Source organism: Erwinia pyri, assembly GCF_030758455.1.
GTDB lineage: Bacteria > Pseudomonadota > Gammaproteobacteria > Enterobacterales > Enterobacteriaceae > Erwinia > Erwinia pyri.
On the sequence record NZ_CP132353.1, the window covers coordinates 1,140,900 to 1,161,376 of the forward strand.

At 49.3% G+C, this 20,477-nt stretch carries 19 protein-coding genes, 1 other RNA gene and 1 pseudogene; 8 read left to right on the top strand and 13 right to left on the bottom strand.

Annotated elements, in window-relative coordinates:
- Positions 1–115: 115 nt before the first annotated feature.
- Positions 116–1,375, top strand: coding sequence for a sensor domain-containing diguanylate cyclase (locus Q3V30_RS05340; RefSeq protein ID WP_306211200.1), 1,260 nt, complete (start codon positions 116–118; stop codon positions 1,373–1,375).
- Between the two features lie 365 nt (positions 1,376–1,740).
- Here Q3V30_RS05340 and Q3V30_RS05345 read toward each other — a convergent pair whose 3' ends face one another.
- The 3 genes from Q3V30_RS05345 to Q3V30_RS05355 all read right to left on the bottom strand — a co-directional run bounded on the left by Q3V30_RS05345 (position 1,741) and on the right by Q3V30_RS05355 (position 6,173).
- Positions 1,741–2,286, bottom strand: a complete 546-nt coding sequence (locus tag Q3V30_RS05345) for a hypothetical protein (RefSeq protein ID WP_306211201.1) — start codon at positions 2,284–2,286, stop codon at positions 1,741–1,743.
- 1,462 nt (positions 2,287–3,748) lie between these two features.
- Positions 3,749–4,588, bottom strand: a complete 840-nt coding sequence (locus Q3V30_RS05350; RefSeq protein ID WP_306211202.1) for a hypothetical protein — start codon at positions 4,586–4,588, stop codon at positions 3,749–3,751.
- A complete protein-coding gene (locus Q3V30_RS05355; RefSeq protein WP_306211203.1) occupies positions 4,581–6,173 on the bottom strand; it encodes an AAA family ATPase in 1,593 nt (530 codons plus the stop codon). The genes Q3V30_RS05350 and Q3V30_RS05355 overlap by 8 nt, the downstream gene beginning before the upstream one ends.
- Positions 6,174–6,378: 205 nt before the next feature.
- Between Q3V30_RS05355 and Q3V30_RS05360 the strand changes: the two genes are divergently transcribed.
- Positions 6,379–6,510 carry a hypothetical protein gene (locus tag Q3V30_RS05360; protein WP_306211204.1) on the top strand — a complete coding sequence of 44 codons (132 nt, stop codon included), beginning with the start codon at positions 6,379–6,381 and terminating at the stop codon, positions 6,508–6,510.
- 283 nt (positions 6,511–6,793) lie between these two features.
- On the opposite strand, the gene Q3V30_RS05365 is transcribed toward Q3V30_RS05360, so the two are convergent.
- The 4 genes and pseudogenes from Q3V30_RS05365 to smpB form a co-directional block, all read right to left on the bottom strand.
- Positions 6,794–7,183 (bottom strand): diaminohydroxyphosphoribosylaminopyrimidine deaminase, encoded by a 390-nt coding sequence (locus tag Q3V30_RS05365; RefSeq protein ID WP_306211205.1) that lies wholly within the window; start codon positions 7,181–7,183, stop codon positions 6,794–6,796.
- A 248-nt stretch (positions 7,184–7,431) separates the two neighbouring features.
- Positions 7,432–8,032: pseudogene (locus tag Q3V30_RS05370) on the bottom strand (primase-like DNA-binding domain-containing protein); the annotation flags it as partial.
- Between the two features lie 296 nt (positions 8,033–8,328).
- Positions 8,329–8,692, bottom strand: a transfer-messenger RNA (tmRNA) gene (gene ssrA, locus Q3V30_RS05375).
- A gap of 47 nt (positions 8,693–8,739) precedes the next feature.
- Positions 8,740–9,222, bottom strand: coding sequence for an SsrA-binding protein SmpB (gene smpB, locus Q3V30_RS05380; protein ID WP_306211206.1), 483 nt, complete (start codon positions 9,220–9,222; stop codon positions 8,740–8,742).
- Between the two features lie 158 nt (positions 9,223–9,380).
- On the opposite strand from smpB, the gene Q3V30_RS05385 reads away from it, so the two are divergent.
- Both Q3V30_RS05385 and Q3V30_RS05390 read left to right on the top strand, forming a co-directional pair.
- Entirely contained in the window at positions 9,381–9,815 is a 435-nt protein-coding gene (locus Q3V30_RS05385; protein ID WP_306211207.1) for a type II toxin-antitoxin system RatA family toxin, read from the top strand.
- Positions 9,808–10,095, top strand: a complete 288-nt coding sequence (locus tag Q3V30_RS05390; protein WP_306211208.1) for an RnfH family protein — start codon at positions 9,808–9,810, stop codon at positions 10,093–10,095. Before Q3V30_RS05385 ends, Q3V30_RS05390 begins: the two co-directional genes overlap by 8 nt.
- 45 nt (positions 10,096–10,140) lie before the next feature.
- Here the strand turns inward: Q3V30_RS05390 and bamE are convergent, their stop codons facing one another.
- From bamE to nadK, 3 genes are all read right to left on the bottom strand, one after another.
- A complete protein-coding gene (bamE, locus tag Q3V30_RS05395; protein WP_306211209.1) occupies positions 10,141–10,485 on the bottom strand; it encodes an outer membrane protein assembly factor BamE in 345 nt (114 codons plus the stop codon).
- A gap of 153 nt (positions 10,486–10,638) precedes the next feature.
- A complete protein-coding gene (recN, locus tag Q3V30_RS05400; RefSeq protein ID WP_306211210.1) occupies positions 10,639–12,300 on the bottom strand; it encodes a DNA repair protein RecN in 1,662 nt (553 codons plus the stop codon).
- A gap of 88 nt (positions 12,301–12,388) precedes the next feature.
- Positions 12,389–13,267 (bottom strand): NAD(+) kinase, encoded by an 879-nt coding sequence (nadK, locus tag Q3V30_RS05405; protein WP_306211211.1) that lies wholly within the window; start codon positions 13,265–13,267, stop codon positions 12,389–12,391.
- 124 nt (positions 13,268–13,391) lie between these two features.
- Between nadK and grpE the strand changes: the two genes are divergently transcribed.
- On the top strand, positions 13,392–13,973 hold the full coding sequence (gene grpE / locus Q3V30_RS05410; protein WP_306211212.1) for a nucleotide exchange factor GrpE: 582 nt from the start codon (positions 13,392–13,394) through the stop codon (positions 13,971–13,973).
- A 50-nt stretch (positions 13,974–14,023) separates the two neighbouring features.
- On the opposite strand, the gene ung is transcribed toward grpE, so the two are convergent.
- On the bottom strand, positions 14,024–14,704 hold the full coding sequence (gene ung, locus Q3V30_RS05415) for a uracil-DNA glycosylase (protein WP_306211213.1): 681 nt from the start codon (positions 14,702–14,704) through the stop codon (positions 14,024–14,026).
- A 279-nt stretch (positions 14,705–14,983) separates the two neighbouring features.
- Here ung and grcA point away from each other — a divergent pair, with 279 nt between their 5' ends.
- Positions 14,984–15,367, top strand: coding sequence for an autonomous glycyl radical cofactor GrcA (gene grcA / locus Q3V30_RS05420; protein ID WP_306211214.1), 384 nt, complete (start codon positions 14,984–14,986; stop codon positions 15,365–15,367).
- A gap of 244 nt (positions 15,368–15,611) precedes the next feature.
- Here grcA and srmB read toward each other — a convergent pair whose 3' ends face one another.
- Positions 15,612–16,940 (bottom strand): ATP-dependent RNA helicase SrmB, encoded by a 1,329-nt coding sequence (gene srmB, locus Q3V30_RS05425; RefSeq protein ID WP_306211215.1) that lies wholly within the window; start codon positions 16,938–16,940, stop codon positions 15,612–15,614.
- 132 nt (positions 16,941–17,072) lie between these two features.
- Between srmB and trmN the strand changes: the two genes are divergently transcribed.
- A complete protein-coding gene (trmN, locus tag Q3V30_RS05430) occupies positions 17,073–17,810 on the top strand; it encodes a tRNA(1)(Val) (adenine(37)-N(6))-methyltransferase TrmN (RefSeq protein ID WP_306211217.1) in 738 nt (245 codons plus the stop codon).
- On the opposite strand, the gene nadB is transcribed toward trmN, so the two are convergent.
- The gene (gene nadB / locus Q3V30_RS05435; RefSeq protein WP_306211219.1) at positions 17,807–19,411 is read right to left on the bottom strand and encodes an L-aspartate oxidase; all 1,605 of its coding nucleotides are present in this window, start codon (positions 19,409–19,411) and stop codon (positions 17,807–17,809) included. The two genes, trmN and nadB, sit on opposite strands and share 4 nt — an antisense overlap.
- 466 nt (positions 19,412–19,877) lie before the next feature.
- On the opposite strand from nadB, the gene rpoE reads away from it, so the two are divergent.
- Positions 19,878–20,453 (top strand): RNA polymerase sigma factor RpoE, encoded by a 576-nt coding sequence (gene rpoE, locus Q3V30_RS05440; protein WP_306211221.1) that lies wholly within the window; start codon positions 19,878–19,880, stop codon positions 20,451–20,453.
- The last annotated feature ends 24 nt before the right edge of the window (positions 20,454–20,477 follow it).

A 20,477-nucleotide genomic window follows, 5' to 3' on the forward strand; every position in this document is an offset into this window, starting at 1 on the left:
GAGAACCTTTTACCGCTCCCCGGGTTTGGGGATGGCAATGACGGCGGTCATGGGGTTTGTAACGCCCCGCATCGAGCATGTTCAGTAGCGTCAGCAAACAACGGATCCGACCACCATGAACATTGTAACTGAATCAACCCTTTCCGCCGTTTGGTTTACTGACGCCCAGGGTATCTGCATTGCCAGCCAGGAAAGCCCTGCTGGTCTGATACCTGCACTGAAAGGTGTCACGCTAAGTGCATGGCTAAAGCTTGCACAGGCCGATGACGATGCGAAGATCGCGCTGCAGCTTACTGCGGCACTGGAATGTGTGACTCCTTTTCACCTTGAAGTGCCGATCCATTGTCTGGACGGAACGACGCGGCGTGTGCTTGTTTCAGGTCTGCCGGATTACCCACCTGGTCCTTCTTGTTTGCAGTACAGCGGCTTCATTCTTGATATCAGCGGGCAGCGTAAAGCTCTTGAGGACGCGCTGCGCACCGCGGCGGAATACCGTCTTTTAATTGAAAACAGTACTGACCTGATCGCTCATTGCGACGCAGACGGCAGGTATGTTTCGGTCTCGCCTTCTTACTGCAAAATGACAGGCTGGGCAGCCGATGAGATGATAGGCCAGCGTGTGGTGGACTTCCTGCATCCCGATGATCGCGCATCGGCCACGGATGCACTATTAACCCTCTTTAATGGTGGCGAACAGCCAGAGGTTGTCGAGGTGCGCAAGATGCATCGCGATGGCCGTTATATGATGCTTGGCACCAAGGCGTGCGGGGTCAGCGATCCTTCCACGGGCAACAACATCGGGGCAGTATTGATTTCGCGGGACATTACCCGTGACAAGGAGAAGATTCGGCAGCTTGAAAAACTGGCCACCCACGACACGTTGACCGGGTTGCCTAATCGGGCATGGATTAACGAACAGGTTGGCTGCATGCTCGCGCAGGACGAAGATCTTGCCTACACGACCGTCCTGTTTATCGATCTGAATGGATTCAAGGCGATCAATGATTCAATGGGACACGCGGCAGGGGACCTCTTGCTACAGCAGGTAAGCAAACGCCTGCAACGCTGCATGCGTCCGGGCGACTCGGTAGCACGCCTGGGCGGAGACGAGTTTGTGGTGGCAGCAAAGTGCAGCAATCGCGAGGCGGCATCTGCAATCGCCCAGCGCCTTATTGATAGCCTGAGGGAGCCTTTTACTATTAATAGCGTGGAATTAAGGATCAGGGCATCCATTGGCATCAGCCTCTCACGATTCGGTAAGACATCGGCCAAAATGTTATTTGAAAATGCCGATAAAGCGATGTACCAGGCGAAAGCACGAGGTGATGGCTCATATCAATTTTTCGATCCCGCAACGCGACCGCTACGCGATTAAGATCGCCTGATTTACTTTCTGCGCACGTGAATGGTTCATTAAGGTGCCGTTTACCCTCATAACCGTTTGCCGCCCGCGTAGAGATCCCTTCAGGGTAGTCCGTTTCTATCATCGTACAGCAAATCATTATTAATGGTTTCAGGGGAAATGTCAGGGCGGGGAACGGCGGATCGTAATGCTATGGGCTTTACAGAGAAGATTGGTTTGCGCTTCAAGGGGCGTATTGTTGTTCCCATGTAATCGCCTGCCTAAGCAGTAACACTTCTGAAGATAACAGACACAAAAAAGCCACAAGGCTTTCACCGTGTGGGCTTTCGGGACTTCATCGAGTGGCTGTGGTTACCATCGCCCAAGAAAATACTCAATCAAGGTATGGGCTTAACAACATGCGTGCAGTGGGGGTGATCTGGAATTTTAGGAGTTATTTCCCACTTGCCTTCCTCATAAGAAGTGACTAGAAGCTTCAGTAAATGGCTAATGTCGTGAGAACGCCCAGCAAGAGTTTGCGAGCATTGAGATATAGTATCCTCCTGTGAGGATGGGGGGACATAGCATTCGCTCCTACCTTTGTCTAGCTGGTCTTCGAGTACGGCTTGATTGTAAAAACGACTAAATTGCGTTCTAACTAGTCGTTCAGCCCAGTTACTAGCGAACACTTGATTACTTCCTGAATGCATTGACGTGTGTCGAGGGAGTTGGTGTTCAACTTCTCTTATTGCTTCATTAAGTGAAAATTGATCATTTGTTAGTAGAGACAGGATCTGTCTCAACTTCACTAAGCGGTCATCACCTTCGGTAACTTTGCCTGAAATTTTATTAGCGGAAATGAGCGCCAACATACGTTCTTTAACAGATGGATTATTACGTAGTGCCTGAGGTATTTCAGAAAATTCAGAAGCATAAACAATCATTTAAAAATCCTTAGCAACTAATAATTGGAGTGTTTTGGAACCAGCTTCGTTTTAACCTCGTGGGTTTTGGTTGTAATACTCATTCAATCCATCAGTAAAACCTTGGTAATAAGCAACTCTTGGGCTTCTATGACGGACTTCAGCTGCTTGGCTCTTTAGGATCGAAGCAATTGCAGCGGGCTCGTTTGGTAATTGGTTGCTCACGCCAGCGCTAAATCCTAGCTCGTATGCACAACCTGCACATTTATGGCGGAAAGGGTTGCTTTGGTCTTCTGGGAGGGCATTAAAAAGAGAATTATAGCGGTGTGCGTCTTGGCAAGTAGCCATAAGGAACCTCATGATTAGTAATTAATGCTTATGAGTGATCGGAGTGTTTTTCTACTTTAAATGATTTGAATAGAGGATTTTTCTGTATTGTTGGAAATTGTGATCTTTGTCTCTTTATGGCTGCTGTTGCTTAGCGAATTCAACTCCCACATTGGAAGCTGAATTCGTATGTGAGGTATAGGCTAGTTTTTCTCTTCGATTCCGCACATATTAAGAGGTTGTAATATCTCTCAATGCGTTAAGCTGTATTCTCTTTTAGGAAATAGCAACTTTAATGGGGAGCAGGAAGTGACAGGACTTCCAGAAACTCAAGGACTGAGCGATCACGCTGCTGAAAATATTCTGGTAACCTGTTTGGGCTACAGAATAAGTTTTATTTCCCAGATGTAATGACCTGCATAAGCAGTAACATCTCTGAAGTTCACAGACACAAAAAAAACCGCAGGGCTGACGCTTTGCGAGCTTTCAGGACTTCATCGAGTGGCTCTGGTAACCATTGACCAAGAATTTTAGGGCTGGCGGAATCTGAATTTTTTCGGCAATCATTTTTTTTAATGATTTTTATGAATTCAACTTTGATTGGTATACCTAAGCGTATACCAATGCCGTGTCGTCTGTGGTTTTACGACAGCTGATAAGTTAAGAATTTATGAAACTAAATGCACAGGTTATCTTCAGAAAAAAAAGATTTTACGAAAAAGTGTTCACCCTGTTCACCTTTGATTTTTATGATTAATAATCATAAGGTTATCTGGTGATCACTTAGACGGGTATTCTTCACCACTCTTCACCCGAGATGAACACAATCACCTTCAGGCATAAAAGTATGATGACAAGTTTAGATTTTCGTCGCACTGCGGAAGATGGCTGGTTTCACTGCTTGGGTGAATGGAAACCACAGCCTACGTTGTAAGTCGGTTTTGAGCGAACAGCGGAAGTTCACAGTTGATCTCGCAGCCAAATAGTCGCATTACTAACACTGCTGCGTGTTAATCAACGGGGAGCAGGTCACCTGACCGGGTGTCAGATGACGCTAGCTAGAAGTATTGCGTTACTTTAATAGTTAAATCACTTAAAGCGATTATTTTTTATTCACTCTGATCGTATATCAAAGTGATATAAATGGATAATCATATTAAATATTTGAAAATCCACCTTCTATATACCATCTTTCGTTAATTAACTTGCTAAATAATGCATACTCCCAAGAGTCAGGTCGACGACTAACCATACTTTGTTGATCAATAAGTTCCTCATAAACCGAATCCCAATCATTTATTTCCAGAAGCGGCTGGAAGTTATTTTTCATGTCCTCTAATCTGACTATGGCATTTGAAGAATAAAGCTCATCTAATTTTAAACGACTGAAATGGCTTTTAAGTTTTTCGTTTGCACCGTTTCCTAAGTGAAGATTATCTTTACATACGTAAGTCAACTCAATAGGGTTCAAGTTTGTGAATCTAACTTCAAACCATTGTTCTTGTGAAAAGTCATCATAATAAGGATGAATGAATTGTTTATTCAGTTGGTTTGGCATTGTATGTTTTTTTGCTTCGTTACATCTGGAGCAGATAGGCACGAGGTTTTTTGGAAAAACAGAATAAAGAAAATAAGTTGATTTAGGTACGTGATGGTCTAAGGCTGTTACTATACTTTCCGAACACATAGGACATTTTTTTCTTGGTGCCGAAGCCAAAATTCTATCATAGTCATCTCGGCAGCTGCCTGTTTTTCCTACAAGTTGTTTGGTATAGAGTGTTTTCATAAAATCAGCGTTTAGATTTCCATTTGCCTGCGATCGTGGGATCGTATAGCCCGTACTGGCAGTCATCAAACGATCATAGTCATGATAAATCTGTGTGAAATATGGAATTGCGCCCATCAATTCCTGTGCTAATGAAGCATCAGTGTAAGCTATAGCACAGTTTCTAAGTATTTTTATATCATTAATTGTTGGTTTGTTTATATTAATCATCGCTATCCCTTTTTTTCTTATTTATCAGGGACCGGGCTAGGGCTCGTGCTTCTGCACCTAACTTATTACTAAAGTAATTATTTACTTCATCAAATGTAGAAAAGGTTTTACTGGCATCTGCTATCATTTTATAAAAGCCAGTATTCACGACTTCATGGCTGAATACTTCACGTGTCAGAGTTCCGACATTTTCCCCAAACGTCTCAATTTGCGGCCGGTCGGCACTGACGTACTTACCTGTCCTGTTTAATATCCATACACAGTCAGAGCGTACCTCCTGAAGAACTACCGGAGAGTGCGTAGCGACAATCGCTACGCCGTTTCTTTCACTCATAAGATGTGATACAGCCCGGATATAAGCAGAAATCAATGGAGGGTGCAGGTGAGCCTCTGGTTCGTCAATGAGAGTTAAGGATCTGTCTTCTGTTACCTCAACTAATTTAGTGATACTAAGTAGCGTAACCAGATGACCTGAGCTCAACTTGTTTAAAAATGTTTTTACAATCTCTCTCCAGTCCTTGGGATAGTCTTTATCCTCGAATTGCGCGAGTTTCGAAACACCTGCTTCAGAAAAAAGAGGGTCATTCTCTAAAATATTTAGACATTCCTCCCATCTTTTCCTTCGTACTCCTACTAAACATTCCTGCATACTACTGCAAAACTCTGCATGCAGTTCATCTGAACTTTTTGGTCTTAGTTTTTGTTCTTTATCATTCCCTCTCAGGTCTAGTACCATCAAGCCTATATACTGATATTTAACGCCAGAGGGTAGTATATTCGATCCTACAGGACCAAATCTGTCAAATGGGCTATATGAACATAAGTTGAGGGAGTTAAAATAAGTACTGTTATCTCCCCACTCGATACCTTCCTTTACTTGAAGTGAGCCAACAGGGTTTTCATTGTCTGTATTAAGTTTTATTACACCTTTAATAAATCCTGAAAATAAGGTGGTTTTCCCTACTCCGTTTCTGCCAATTACAGCCTGGATATTGCTCTGTGGCATGTCTTTATTATTGACGCTAAATTCCAATCTGATTTCCTTCTCATTGGCATCTCTGTTTGGGAAAAGATATGAGAAGTTGAAAGGCTTATTGTGATCTTCTTCATAAGCTATTGCGTGCAAAGATTCTTTAATATTTCTTTCACTGACGTCCCTTAAAAGCGACTCCTTCATGGCAGGGTGAGATTTGTAATTTTCATAAATTTTCAAATCATAAGCACAATCCCTAATGCCCTTTAATATTTCAATTCTTATATTTATTGAGATCTGATTGAGAGTTTCATAAAAGTTCTCGCTCTGCCCTAGAGAGAAAAAATTTTCATCTAATGAAGGGAATGCCTCAGGTAAATCAGGTGTATAAAAAGGCTGTCCCTTTTCATCCTCTGAAAGTGCAGATAATTCCTTCATACCTTTGCTAGCTATTTTTGTGTTACCAATTTTGTATAATTCACCTGTATCATTACTATAAAACATAGTAAAAAGAGTTTCCCAGTAAAACCAGTCATTCCAGGCGTCTTTAACTAGGTAAACCGTGTTTTTTTCTGACTTATCTGGTATGTTTTTTACTTTTTTAAATTTCATAACCCCCCCGCTATAATGAGATATATTTCGAAGCTATTATTTAAAGTGCTACATCTTTACAAATTTAATCCAATAGATTAAAACTAATAAATTAGATTGTTAGGAGTCGCGGGATAGCTTTCTGACTTTATACAGGCCAGAAAGCTCGTCCTGATCAAAGCTCGTCGAAAGTATCAAGCTTGCAGAAGCTCACCAAGATATTATCATGTTTTCTCTTGAAATCTTCGCTTACGGCAGCCTGTGGCTCAGCAAACAGAAGTACAAAGTGATCATCACCCCATCGCTTAAGCCGGCCAAAGGTAAGCCCTCCGTCAAAGCTAAGCTCGGTTTCATCTGAGAGCCCTGACAGCTCATGTCGCAAATCACCCACAGTAAATTTCATGCCCATCTATATTGCTCACTTTAGTTAAGTTGAGAGTTTATTGTAACGGCATATATAAAATATGCATTCTTCTATCAACTGTGACCTGCTCCCTAGTAATTAACACATAATGTTGCGAGGAACAATGTCCGCCGTTGGCACTCAGCGACCAGCCTTGCCAGCTACTGAGCCCGCTAAGAGCGAGGAGCTGACCCAAATTTTCCTGCCCTAATCAGTTTTGGATTATATAGGCGGCCTACTATGACCTTATCAAATAAGATAAGAGAAAATCCTCTACCTCTTTTTTACCGATACCAAGCGTATAGCTAATACCTGCATTTTTTAGAATCCTGAGTCCTTCCCCTCTATTCCTAGGATGCGGATCTTCTAAAGCAACATAGATATGTTGTGGCTTAAGCTCAGCGAGCGTCAAAGCACAGGAGGGGGTTCTGCCTTGAAAGGAGCAGGGTTCAAGGGTGACAAATATTTCACATTCACCAATTGGCAAGGTTAGTTTTGAAATAGCGTCTATCTCGGCGTGATAGTGGCCCGGAGATTTAGTGAAACCTTTGGAAACCACTTTACCTTTATGGGCAATCACGCATCCAAATGGGCAATCACGCATCCAACAGGTGGATTTGGTCTGCATACTGGTAACGCCCGACGGGAGGATTCAAGCGCCAACAACATGAATTCCAGCTTTTCGCTCATATACTTTTTCTGCCTGAGTATGTAAGTCATAGATTTACGATTTTTAAGGTATCAGGCATGAATGTCCATAATTCAGATTAATTAAATAATGGCTATGGCCGCACCACGTCGATTTACAAGGATTGATGTCATGTATGTCCGCTCCTGGCACAAACCGGCCTAAGCCGGTTTGATATTGCAATTTTACTAGCCATCACAGCGCGGCAGCCAGTCAGCCTCGCAGTCTTCACTCAGCTCCAGGCTGGTCTGGATACCGTTCTTTGTTTTGCGCTTCAGCAGCTCAATCTCATACTTCTTCAGCGTCTGTGGCACCGCCTGGCCGAAGGCTGTAAGGCTTAGCGGGTGCTGATGCCTGCGCGATTCCATAAATGACAGATACGCATGATAGAGATAGCGCTTCGGGTTTATCGGGTGAATGTTGGCATTACCAATAAACAGCCCGTTCGGTGTGCTCAACGGCATCAGATAGCCGCAGAAATCGATCAGCGGATCGGCCTGTCGCTTGATCTCCAGCGCTTCACCGGACGATTGCTGCGCCTGCAACAGCTCGCGCGCTTCATCGGGTGACGCGAAGCGCTTTATTAAATGACGAACAATAACGTCCAGATCGGTGCTGATTTTATCCAGCAACTGCGGGTCGCGCTCGTTCGCCGGTATCACGTCCGAACGGCAGGATTACCCGCCGACGGGAGACGCCGCAGCTGTGGTCGCTGAAGCGCATCGGGTTGTTGTTCACCGCCAGGATATGGGGTGAACAGGCGTCGCGGTACTTCGAGTCATTCGCCACAACATTTTTCCGATGATTTTCCCTACAGGGTAAGCCGTCTCCATAATCTGACATCAAATCATTATTAATGGTTTCTGGCATGAAATGTCACGCTGCGCGAAAGGCGTAACGTAATGGCATGGGATTTACAGATAAGATTGGTTTGTGCTCAAGGATACGTTTATTGTCCAGCTGTAATCGCCTGCCTAAGCAGTAACACTTCTGAAGATAACAGACACAAAAAAGCCCACAAGGCTTTCACCGTGTGGGCTTTCAGGACTTCATCGAGTGGCTCTGGTAACCATCGACCAAGAATTTGGTGGAGCTGGCGGGAGTTGAACCCGCGTCCAGAATTACTACACCGTCGGCACTACATGCTTAGTCCAGTCTTTGCATTCGCCGGTCAGCTGCGAACGGACACGCCACTGACAAACTAGCCTGATTGGATTTAATGCTTCAGCCCCAGGCAGGACATCCACACGATCTCTTTTGTGTTTGACCTCTCTTGATCCCCGTCCTAAGAGCGGAGGCTAGGGAGAGAGGGCTCTGAGCAGGTTATTAAGCTGCTAGTGCGTAGTTTTCGTCGTTTGCAACTATTTTTTTGCGGCTTTTAACGAGGCAAACCGCCCCTCGGCATGCTCCTTGGGCTTCGCAAATCCTGTCGAATCCAGAATCAGCCCCAAGTACTGTGAAGCAGTATAACAGAAAATGTCGTCTACGCCAAAGGGTTAGCGATTGGCATGTTTCATAATACGTGCTTTGTCTGTCTGCCACTCACGATCTTTGATGTTGTCGCGCTTGTCGTGCTCTTTCTTACCTTTCGCCACGCCGATTTTCAGCTTGGCCCAGGCATTTTTCCAGTACATCGACAGGGGAATGATGGTGTAACCGTCACGGTTAGCTTTACCAAACAGCGAGGCCAGCTCACGCTCCTTCAGCAACAGCTTGCGGGTGCGGGTAGGGTCGCAGACCACATGGGAAGAGGCACCAATCAGCGGCTGGAAGGTAGCGCCGAACAGGAAAGCTTCGCCATCACGCAGCATAATGTAGCTTTCGCTGATGTTGGCCTTGCCGGCGCGGAGTGATTTGACTTCCCATCCCTGGAGCGACAGTCCCGCTTCGAACTCTTCTTCAACGAAGTATTCATGGCGGGCCCGTTTGTTCATGGCAATGGTAGCGGAACCGGGTTTATGTGCTTTTTTCTTAGTCATAATGCCACTTAGTTTACATGAAGCAGTGATTGAAGGCATCCCCTGTAACAAACGAGACGGGGAAAAGCGCTATTTTAGCAGAACGCTGGCGGCTGAGGATTTTTGTTTACCTGGCGCCGATGGTATTATTGGTAAATTGAAGATTAACAGGAAACGTTATGTCTCAGATTAGTCGTTCTGCGCTGGTGCCCTATAGCGCTGAGCAAATGTTCCGGTTGGTAAACGATGTGGATGCCTATCCGGAGTTTCTCCCAGGGTGTACCGGTAGCCGTGTTCTGGATGCAACAGAGCAACAGATGACGGCATCGGTTGATGTTTCAAAAGCCGGAATCAGCAAAACTTTTGTCACGCGCAACACGCTGACCGACAACCAGAGCATTCATATGCAGCTGGTCGATGGTCCGTTTCGTAAGCTGACGGGGGGCTGGCAGTTCACGCCCTTAAGCGAAGATGCCTGCAAAGTAGAGCTGAACCTGGAGTTCGAGTTTACCAATATGCTGGTTGAGATGGCGTTCGGACGCATCTTTAAAGAGCTGGCAAGCAGCATGGTGCAGGCGTTTACCAAACGCGCGAAAGAGGTCTACAGTGCCTGATATCGCTGTTGAAGTGGTTTATGCACTGCCTGAAAAACAGTACCTCTATACGGTGAATGTTGAGGAAGGGGCTACCGTTGAAGCGGCGATTAAGGCTTCCGGTATACTCGAACTCCGCAGCGATATCGATCTCGCTAAAAACAAAGTTGGGGTATTCAGTCGCCCGGTAAAGCTGGGGGATGAAGTGCAGAGCGGTGACCGGATTGAGATCTACCGGCCGCTGCTGGCTGACCCAAAAGAGCTTCGTCGCCTGCGCGCCGAACGCGCAGCAAAAAAATAAGGCGCCTCAGCGCCTTACGATTTCACCATCAGCCTGTTTATACCGTTATTTTTTGCCGGTCAGGGTTGGCTTGTTATCAATGTTGGTCAGCGTACCGTTGCCGTCAAAGGTCAGCGTCAGCGTCTGCTGGGTCACCGGCTCATGGCCTGGCTCCTGACGGAAGACGTAATACCAGACGTTGCTACCAAACGGATCGCGCATCATCGGCGTGCCCAGGGTGTATGCCACCTGCTGTTGCGTCATGCCGGTATGAATTTTAGAAACATCATTCGCAACCAGGTAGTTGCCCTGGTTGATGTCTGGCCGGTAAACCACTCGCTCCAGAGTGGAACATCCAGCGGTCATCATCAGAAGAACCACCGCCGCAGCAGTCAGCGTTTTACAGCGCATAAGTATCTTTATTCCTTTTCGGGCCAACAATCTGGCTGCATCGAACACTCGCTACGATGACAGCGTAAGAAGACGATGATAATAAACCTTTCCGCAGTTTGAAACCTCTACGAAGCAAGGATATGACCACAACAGGCCAAAAAAGTGCGGCAATCAGGCTGCTAAAAGCTCCTTTGCGTTGGCCAGCGTGTTGCGGGTAACTTCGCTACCGCCCAGCAGACGGGCAAGTTCCTGCAGACGGGCACGCTTGTCCAGCGGCTGCATATGCGTTTCCGTCATCTCGCCATCGGTCTCTTTGCTGACATAAAAATGCTGATGGCCGCAACCGGCTACCTGCGGCAGATGGGTGACGCACATCACCTGCGTGGACTCACCTAACTGACGCAGCATCTTGCCCACAACTGCCGCTGTTGGTCCGCTGATCCCTACATCCACCTCATCGAAGATCAGCGCCGGCGTATCCATCTTACGGGCGGTAATCACCTGAATGGCCAGAGCGATACGCGAAAGCTCACCACCAGAAGCCACTTTAGAGAGCGGTTGCAGCGGCTGACCCGGGTTAGTGGTAACACGGAAATCAATACGGTCCGCGCCTTCAGCGGTAAGATGATCGGCATTGAACTGGACTTCAATGCCCAGTCGCCCGTGCGGCATGGAGAGCGTATGCATACTCTCCCCAATTAAGCGGCTCAGCTCTTCGGCAAAATGAACCCGGCATTGATGCAGCTGCTCTGCACAGATCATGGCGGCGCGATGATGGCGCGCAACGGTCTGAGAAAGCTCATCCTGATCGCTCTCCTGCTGATCCAGCAGGCTTTGCTCTTCCAGCAGTTGCTGGTGGAAGACCGGCAGCTCTTCCGGTGAGATATGGTGCTTGCGGGCGAGAGCAATCTGACGCGAAAGGCGCTGCTCAAGCTCGTACAACCGGTTCGGGTCCAGATCCAGACGTTCACAGTAGTGACGCAGTTCGTCACTGGCTTCACTGATCTGAATCGAGGCTTCATCAAGCATGGTAGAGACGCCGCTCAGCTTGTCATCCATAGAGAGCAGTTCGTTCAGCAACTGCTGCGCGGTATAAAGCTGATTCAGCAGCGTCTTGCCTTCACCATCGGCCAGCAGCATCAGTGCCTGCTGGCTGGTGGAGAGCAGCTGTCCGCTGTTAGCCAGACGTTTGTACTCTTCGTCTATGGCTTCATATTCGCCTGCCACCGGAGCAAATTCATTGAGCTCTTTCAGCTGATATTGCAGCAGCTCACGACGCGCCTCACGCTCCTGAGACGCCTGCTGATGCTGAGCCAGTACCCGGCAGCTTTGATGCCACTGACGGTAGCTCTCTGCCATCTGCTGCATCAACCCTGTTTCGCCAGCATAGCCGTCGAGCAGCGTTTTCTGGTGCTCAGGCTTAAGCAGAAGCTGGTGTGCATGCTGACCATGGATCTGGATAAGACGTTGGCCGAGATCGCGCAGTTGCGAAAGGGGAACAGCAGTGCCGTTAATAAAACCACGGGAGCGTCCGTCGCTGCTGATGACGCGGCGCAGCAGACATTCACTCCCTTCGTCCAGTTGATTCTCTACCAGCCACTCGAAGGCTGAAGGAGTATCTTTCAGCGAAAAACGGGCGCAAATATCCGCGCGGGCGGCGCCCTGCCGCACCATATCTGCTTCTGCACGACCGCCAAGGCACAAGCCGAGCGCATCAATAGCAATGGATTTCCCGGCACCGGTTTCGCCGGTGATCGCGGTCATGCCACGTTGAAAATCGATTTCAAGTTCCCGAACAATCGCAAAGTTACTGATGGTCAGTTGTGCGAGCATAATTGGCGTTCCTGTATGAAAACACAGATATGGTTTTTCATACAGTATATACTGGAATTATAACCAGTAAAGTAGCTGGCATCGGTTTTTAAAACAATTTTTTCGACCAGGCAAGTTTTGAGCTTAACGTATTAAAGTAATTGTAATTTTGCGGGTGGATTAAATTGAGATGATCGTCATTACGCCGTATCAATACATCTTCACCTTCCTGAATAGGCAGGGCGATCTGGCTGTCACAGCTCACTTCCAGGTCGCTGCGCATATGTGAAAAGCGCAGACGAATAGTGCTGCTGCTGTTGATCACTAACGGGCGCGCTGAGAGCGTATGCGGGAACATGGGAACGATAGCGATGGCATCCAGCGAAGGTGTTAAAATAGGGCCGCCAGCGGAGAGGGAATAGGCGGTTGAACCGGTTGGCGTCGAGATAATCAGGCCATCAGAGCGCTGCGAGAATGCGAAAGTCTCATCAATGTAGACCTCAAACTCAATCATATGGGCAACTTTTCCGGGATGCAGAACCACTTCGTTAATGGCAGTGCCAATACGCGGTTCGCGCCCCTGGCGGCAAACTTGCGCCTCCAGTAAAAAGCGGCTTTCTGTAATATATTTGCCTTCCAGCACATCCGCTAACTGCTGCTGGGCATTATCCGGGTCCAGATCGGTCAGGAAGCCAAGATTACCGCGGTTTATCCCGATCACTTTGATGTCGTAGCGGGCCAGCACGCGCGCCGCGCCCAGCATATTGCCATCACCGCCAACAACCACCGCAAGATCGGCCCGCTGGCCAATTTCCGCCAGCGTACCGGTTTCCACATCGCTCAGATTCAGCTCACGGGCGATCTGCTCTTCAATGATCACCTCATAGTCTTTTGTCGTCAGCCAGCGGTAAAGCATCTCGTGCGTTGTCAGCGCGGTCGGATGACGCGGATGCCCCACAATCCCGATGCAATTGAAATGTTTGTTCATGATGCTGGCGTTCCTCATGAGGTAAACTACCTCAGACAATGTGACCGGTTCCCTTGAAACCGCAGTTCTGATCCCCATAATAAGCGAACCAGCGAGATGAATGTGCAAAAACGCGGAGAAATTCATGAGTAGTAAAGAACAGAACACCCCAAACGAGCAAGTCTCAGACGATATTGAGATGGAGCAGGCGCAAACCCAGGACGCAGAGGCAGCTGAAGCGGTGGATCCTCGTGATGACCGCATTGCCGAGCTGGAAGTCCAGCTGGCGCAGTCTCAGGGTGGCGTGCGTGAAGCGCAAATCCGTGCTCAGGCTGAGATTGAAAATATCCGTCGTCGGGCTGAACTCGACGTGGAAAAAGCGCATAAATTTGCCCTGGAAAAATTCGCCAATGAGCTGCTTCCAGTGATCGACAGCCTGGAGCGTGCGCTGGAAGTGGCTGATAAAGCCAACCCGGAGCTGACCTCAATGGTGGAAGGGATCGAGTTAACCCTGAAATCTTTGCTGGGCGCGGTGCGTAAATTCGGTGTGGAAGTGATTGGCGACGTTAACGTGCCTTTCAACCCGGAACTGCATCAGGCGATGTCTATGATGGAATCTGAGGATGTGGCGCCAAACCACGTTCTGATGATTATGCAGCGTGGCTACATGCTCAACGGTCGTCTGCTTCGTCCGGCGATGGTTGCCGTAGCGAAAGCCAAAGCCTGATCGGCTGCAGTGATAAAAAAAAGCACCCTCGGGTGCTTTTTTTTATGGCGTTATTCAGGCAGGACCGGCTGCCAGTCAATAGGATTGTCTCCCTGCTTCACCAGCAATTCATTGGTCTGCGAGAAGGGCGCGCTGCCAAAAAATCCCCGATGAGCGGAGAGAGGCGAAGGGTGAGGCGCCTGCAGCACATGATGGCGCTGGCGGTCAATAATGCTGCCTTTCTTCTGCGCGTGAGAACCCCACAGCAAAAACACCACGCCTTCGCGATGTTCATTAATTGCGGAGATCACCGTGTCCGTAAAAGTTTCCCAGCCCAATTTGGCATGAGAATGCGCTTTGCCCGCTTCCACTGTTAATACCGTATTCAGCAGCATCACTCCCTGACGGGCCCAGCTCTCCAGAAAACCATGCGTTGGACGCTGAAAACCGGGGATATCCGTTACCAGCTCTTTGTACATATTGACCAGCGAAGGCGGCACCGCTACGCCAGGTAACACAGAGAAGGCCAGCCCATGCGCCTGATTAGGGCCGTGGTAAGGGTCCTGCCCCAGAATCACCACTTTGACATCTCCCAGTTCCGTCAGGCGAAATGCATTGAACACATCCTTCTGAGGTGGATACACCGTTTTCCCTGATGCGCGTGCCTGCGCCACTTTAGCCAGCGTTTCAATGAAATAGGGTTTCTCTTTTTCCTCTGCCAGCACATCGTGCCAGGTCAGCGTATTGGCCATCGTCGCCTCCTTAATAGGTTGCTGATTAGCTTAACGTGGATCCGCAGCAGGGCAAACTTAAAATATTGTTGAAGATTTACAAATAAATATGAAAGTGGGACACAGGTAAAATTGAGTTAAATCATTTAGTTGATTTTGTCACCCGGCTGAGCGGCAGTGAAATATTGATTTTGGTCAAAGAAGCCGCATAACGGGACTGATATACAGATCGGATAGGTTTGGCGCATCTCCTTTATCACCCGCTGGCTTTGTCAGCCGTTACTGCCTGGAGGCATAATTATGATTACCGGAATTCAGATTACCCAAGCATCCAATCACGCATTGCTGAACTCATTCTGGCTGTTAGATGATGAGAAAGCTGAAGCTCGCTGCGTCTGCGCAAAAGCAGGATACAGCGAAGATCAGATCGTGCCAGTCAGCGAGCTGGGCAAGATCGAATATCGTGAAATTCCGCTGGAAGTGAAACCAGAAGTCCGTGTGGAAGGCGGCCAGCATCTCAACGTTAACGTACTGCGTCGTGAAACGTTACAGGATGCCGTAGAGCACCCGGAAAAGTATCCGCAGCTGACTATTCGCGTTTCCGGTTATGCCGTGCGTTTCAACTCATTGACGCCAGAACAGCAGCGCGACGTGATTGCCCGCACGTTTACTGAAAGCCTTTAATAAAAGCTGCAAAAAGGCGCTTCAGAGTTGAATAAGGGGAGTAGGTGATGAAAACAGCATCAGCTTAACATCCCCTTTAATTCAATGAAAATAAAGGTAAAATTCTCAGATGTTTACGGCGTTTAATTTTCGAAGTCTGCTAAAAGCGCGTTTCAACTGGCGCTGAAGACAAACCGGGCTTTTTACCCGATTTTACCCATAAAAAAACCGCCTCACAGAGGCGGTTTTTTGTAGCGCGGTGCGTTTATTCAGCACTGTCCGTTTTCGCAGCGGTCGGCTTGCGGCGCTTACCGATATTTTTGCTATCGCGATGACGCTCCTTCGCGCGCGGCTTGTTCTCTTTCTGCTCGCTCTCTTTCTTCTCCTGACGCTTCGCCAGCACCTTTTTAGAGGGCTTGCCGTTCAGCTTTTCGCTTGGCGGACGCGTGGTAGGGCGCAGCTCATCAATGGTGCGTGATTTCAGCGGCTCTTTGATATAGCGGGTAACTTTACCCAGCAATACGTTGTCATGCGCTTCCACCAGAGAAATGGCGATACCTTTTTTACCGGCGCGGCCGGTACGGCCAATACGGTGCAGGTAGGTGTCTGAAGTACGCGGCATATCAAAGTTAAATACGTGGCTGACATCATCAATATCGATACCACGGGCGGCCACATCGGTTGCAACCAGCACGTTCACACGGCCATCGACAACGCGTTTGATCGCTTCGTTGCGCTTGAACTGCTCCAGTTCGCCTTCCAGATAGCTGGTGTTGATGCCCGCTTCACGCAGCCAGCCGCACAGCTCGTGCACACGCTCACGTTTACGCACAAACACCACGGAACGGGTTACTTCAGGCTGCTTCAGCAGATGAATAAGTAGCGCCGTTTTATGCTTGATGTCATCAGCACGGTAATACCACTGCTGAATTTTTTTACGTTCACGACGGGCCGGATCCGCTTCAATCTCTTCTGGCTCGTTCAGCAGACGCTCGGAGAAGTCTTTAATCGCATCCCCTTCCAGCGTGGCAGAGAACAGCAACGTCTGGTTACGCCAGCGCGTTTCGGCTGCAATGGTTTCGATATCCTGCGCGAAACCCATGTCCAGCATGCGGTCCGCTTCATCCAGGATTAACGTTTCTACCGCACGGCAGTCAAAGTTCTCTTCTTTGATGTACTGCAGCAGGCGGCCCGTGGTCGCAACCACGATATCCTGATTCTCGCTGAACACTTCCGCGTGGTTCATGTACGCCACACCACCGGTTATCGTCGCGATATCCAGATGGGTATATTTCGCCAGCTCACGCGCCTGGTCAGCAACCTGCATCGCCAGTTCACGGGTTGGGGTGACAATCAGAATGCGGGGCGGGCCCGATTTCTTACGTGGGAAATCGAGCAGATGCTGAAGCACCGGCAGCAGATAGGCCGCCGTTTTGCCTGTACCGGTTGGTGCCGAACCCAGAACGTCACGACCCTCCAGTGCAGGCGGGATCGCAGCGGCCTGGATAGCCGTAGGGCGCGTATAGCCCTTCTCCTGCAGAGCTTTCAGCAGGCTTTCATCAAGTTCGAGTTCGGAAAAAGTGGTTACAGTCATGGTCTACCTCAGTTTGGGGCGCTGATTATAGACAGATTGAACGCGATCTTCATCTGTTTGTGTGGTCTTAATGACTTTTCCTTACCTGTTTATTGTCCTATGCTAGCGCCGTTTCCATTTCAGGTCAGTCAAATGTCTCAACAGAAAGCGGTTCTGCGCGCCAACGGATTTACCTTCAAGCAATTTTTTGTTGCCCACGATCGCTGTGCGATGAAGGTGGGAACGGATGGCGTTCTGCTGGGTGCCTGGGCACCGGTTGCGGGTGCGCAGCGGGTGCTGGATATCGGCACAGGTAGCGGTCTGATAGCGCTGATGCTGGCGCAGCGCACCGGACCGGAGGTGCAGGTTGATGCCGTTGAGCTGGATGAGCAGGCTGCTGACCAGGCGCGCGAAAATGCGGCCGCTTCACCCTGGGCGGAACGCATTCATATCTGGCAGGATGATATTCTGCACTGGTCGAAAACCACCGGGCAGCGCTACTCCCTGATTGTCAGTAATCCGCCCTATTTTACGCCCGGCGTCGACTGTGCCAGCCCTGAACGCGCTTCCGCCCGTTATACCACGGATTTAACACATGAAGTATTGCTGACCTGTGCCGAAGCGTTGATTACTGAAGCGGGATTTTTCTGCGTGGTGCTGCCAGCCTCAGCGGGAGATAAGCTGGTGGAAGTGGCAGAGCAGCGGGGGTGGCATCTTCACTGCCGCACCGATATCTCCGATACCGAGAAGCGCCCGCCCAACCGCGTGTTACTGGCGCTTTCGCCTGCGCCAGGGGAGCTGTTTACCGATCGCATGACGATTCGCGGGCCTGATCACAACTACTCTGAAGCGCATTGCAGCCTGACCCGGGATTTTTATCTGTTCCGTTAATCAGGGGAGAGCAGGGTGGGTTTCGCTTCCGGCAGCATGTCGGGGTAATCAAGGGTGAAATGCAACCCGCGGCTCTCTTTTCTCGCCATCGCGCAGCGGACAATCAGCTCGGCAACCTGTACCAGATTGCGTAATTCCAGCAAATTATTGGAAATGCGGAAGTTGGCGTAATAGTCATCAATCTCCTGCTGCAGCATAGTGATGCGCCGCAACGCCCGCTCCAGACGTTTGGTAGTACGGACAATTCCCACGTAGTCCCACATCAGCAGGCGCAGCTCGTGCCAGTTGTGCTGGATCACTACTCGCTCATCTGAATCATCTACGCGGCTCTCATCCCATTCAGGCAACTGCTCCGGCATGATCGCCTCTTGCAGATGCCGATCGATATCTTCTGCGGCTGACCAGCCATACACCAGACACTCCAGCAGAGAGTTGGAAGCCAGACGGTTTGCGCCATGCAGACCGGTATAGCTGACCTCCCCGATAGCATAAAGCCCCGCGATGTCGGTACGGCCCTGCTGGTCAACCACCACGCCGCCGCAGGTATAGTGGGCGGCAGGAACAATCGGGATCGGCTCTTTAGTCAGGTCGAAGCCCAGCGTCCGTAATTTTTCATCAATCATCGGGAAGTGAGCCTGAATAAATTCAGCCGGCTTGTGGCTGATATCCAGATACATGCAGTCAGCACCCAGGCGCTTCATCTCATGGTCGATGGCGCGGGCGACAATATCACGCGGGGCCAGTTCTGCCCGTGGATCGAAATCGGGCATAAACCGGCTGCCGTCTGGCCGCCGGAGAAGGGCGCCTTCGCCACGCAGCGCTTCCGTTAGCAGGAAGTTCCTCGCTTCAGGATGGAACAGGCAGGTGGGGTGGAACTGATTAAACTCCAGATTGGCTACCCGGCATCCTGCGCGCCATGCCATGGCTATGCCATCGCCTGAAGCGACATCCGGATTGGTGGTGTATTGATAAACCTTAGCCGCGCCGCCTGTCGCCAGCACCACAGAGCGGGCGCGACAGGTTTCAACTTTCTCGCGCTTACGGTTCCAGATATAAGCACCAACCACGCGACGTTCGCCAGGCAGACCGATTTTGTCGGAAACGATCAAATCAACCGCATTGCTGCGCTCAATAATCTGAATGTTGGGATGGCTTAATGCCTGGCTTACCAGCGTGGTTTCAACCGCACGGCCTGTGGCATCGGCGCTGTGCAGGATCCGTCGGTGACTGTGCCCCCCTTCGCGGGTGAGATGATAGCGCCCATCGATCGCCCCGGGGTTTTCCTTATCAAACAACATGCCGTTATCAATCAGCCACTGCACGCAATGACGCGCATTGCTGGCGATAAAGGACACCGCCTCCCGATCGCACAGGCCGCCGCCCGCAATCAGGGTATCTTCAACGTGCGACTCAATGCTGTCTGTTTCATCAAAAACGGCCGCAATCCCGCCCTGAGCATAGAGGGTAGAGCCTTCGCTTACCGGTCCTTTACTCAGAACCGTCACCTGATGTTTCTCAGCCAGCCGCAGGGCGAGGGTCAATCCGGCGGCACCGCTACCTATGATAAGGACGTCACAGCTGTAATCGGAAGAAAGGGTCATAATGTTTAATTTACTAAACAGGTTGTTTGCTGAGCATACCACTCAGTGGCAAAAGAGATGAAGCCTTTTCCGCTGTCACCACACAGAGTGTGACCCGATGCCGCATTTTACCCTGGCATTATCTGAGGCAAATCTGATTGATCCATGCAGCCCGGGTTAAATATTGCGAACAGGATTGAATTACCGTGATTTAAAGGTGAAAAAACGGCCTTCTTGCGTTACTCTGCGGCGTAAACGGGACTCTTGTGCCGACAGGCTGAAGAGCAAAGGAAGCAGTGGCTGCTTTAACCAGTCAGAAATCATAAAAATGATCGCTGGTTGTCCGTCCCGGTAAAACATCACAAATATAACGGCGCAACGGAACTTTACTCATGATGACCACTCAAAGCGCATGCTTGCTCGAATTGAAGTTATTGCGGGTAGTTCATAAACGCGTGGAAAAAGCTTTGGGGAGACATTACCTCGGATGAGCGAGCAGCTAACGGACCAGGTTCTCGTTGAGCGAGTACAGAAAGGGGATCAGAAGTCATTTAACCTGCTGGTGGTGCGCTATCAGCATAAAGTGGCGAGTCTGGTTTCCCGCTATGTGCCCTCAGGAGATGTGCCTGATGTAGTGCAGGAATCATTTATAAAAGCCTATCGTGCGCTGGAATCTTTCCGCGGCGACAGCGCCTTTTATACCTGGCTCTACAGGATAGCCGTCAACACGGCTAAAAATTATCTGGTTGCTCAGGGGCGCCGTCCACCGGCCAGCGATGTGGATGCGATCGATGCTGAAAACTTTGAAAGTGCCGGTGCACTGAAAGAAATTTCGAACCCTGAGAACTTAATGTTGTCTGAAGAATTGAAACAAATAGTTTTTCGCACCATTGAAACGCTGCCTGAAGATCTCCGTATGGCGATCACCCTCAGGGAGTTGGATGGCCTGAGCTATGAAGAGATAGCGGTCATTATGGATTGCCCGGTAGGAACAGTACGTTCCCGTATTTTCCGTGCACGAGAAGCTATTGAGAATAAAATTCAACCGCTTATCCAACGCTAGTCGTAGCGTAAACAGGAAGGGTAC

Excerpts from the sequence above, each read along its gene's own strand:
- Q3V30_RS05340 (WP_306211200.1), top strand. The coding sequence starts at position 116 with ATGAACATTGTAACTGAATCAACCCTTTCCGCCGTTTGGTTTACTGAC.
- Q3V30_RS05345 (WP_306211201.1), bottom strand. The coding sequence starts at position 2,286 with ATGATTGTTTATGCTTCTGAATTTTCTGAAATACCTCAGGCACTACGT.
- Q3V30_RS05350 (WP_306211202.1), bottom strand. The coding sequence starts at position 4,588 with ATGATTAATATAAACAAACCAACAATTAATGATATAAAAATACTTAGA.
- Q3V30_RS05355 (WP_306211203.1), bottom strand. The coding sequence starts at position 6,173 with ATGAAATTTAAAAAAGTAAAAAACATACCAGATAAGTCAGAAAAAAAC.
- Q3V30_RS05360 (WP_306211204.1), top strand. The coding sequence starts at position 6,379 with ATGTTTTCTCTTGAAATCTTCGCTTACGGCAGCCTGTGGCTCAGCAAA.
- Q3V30_RS05365 (WP_306211205.1), bottom strand. The coding sequence starts at position 7,183 with ATGCAGACCAAATCCACCTGTTGGATGCGTGATTGCCCATTTGGATGC.
- smpB (WP_306211206.1), bottom strand. The coding sequence starts at position 9,222 with ATGACTAAGAAAAAAGCACATAAACCCGGTTCCGCTACCATTGCCATG.
- Q3V30_RS05385 (WP_306211207.1), top strand. The coding sequence starts at position 9,381 with ATGTCTCAGATTAGTCGTTCTGCGCTGGTGCCCTATAGCGCTGAGCAA.
- bamE (WP_306211209.1), bottom strand. The coding sequence starts at position 10,485 with ATGCGCTGTAAAACGCTGACTGCTGCGGCGGTGGTTCTTCTGATGATG.
- recN (WP_306211210.1), bottom strand. The coding sequence starts at position 12,300 with ATGCTCGCACAACTGACCATCAGTAACTTTGCGATTGTTCGGGAACTT.
- nadK (WP_306211211.1), bottom strand. The coding sequence starts at position 13,267 with ATGAACAAACATTTCAATTGCATCGGGATTGTGGGGCATCCGCGTCAT.
- grpE (WP_306211212.1), top strand. The coding sequence starts at position 13,392 with ATGAGTAGTAAAGAACAGAACACCCCAAACGAGCAAGTCTCAGACGAT.
- ung (WP_306211213.1), bottom strand. The coding sequence starts at position 14,704 with ATGGCCAATACGCTGACCTGGCACGATGTGCTGGCAGAGGAAAAAGAG.
- grcA (WP_306211214.1), top strand. The coding sequence starts at position 14,984 with ATGATTACCGGAATTCAGATTACCCAAGCATCCAATCACGCATTGCTG.
- srmB (WP_306211215.1), bottom strand. The coding sequence starts at position 16,940 with ATGACTGTAACCACTTTTTCCGAACTCGAACTTGATGAAAGCCTGCTG.
- trmN (WP_306211217.1), top strand. The coding sequence starts at position 17,073 with ATGTCTCAACAGAAAGCGGTTCTGCGCGCCAACGGATTTACCTTCAAG.
- nadB (WP_306211219.1), bottom strand. The coding sequence starts at position 19,411 with ATGACCCTTTCTTCCGATTACAGCTGTGACGTCCTTATCATAGGTAGC.
- rpoE (WP_306211221.1), top strand. The coding sequence starts at position 19,878 with ATGAGCGAGCAGCTAACGGACCAGGTTCTCGTTGAGCGAGTACAGAAA.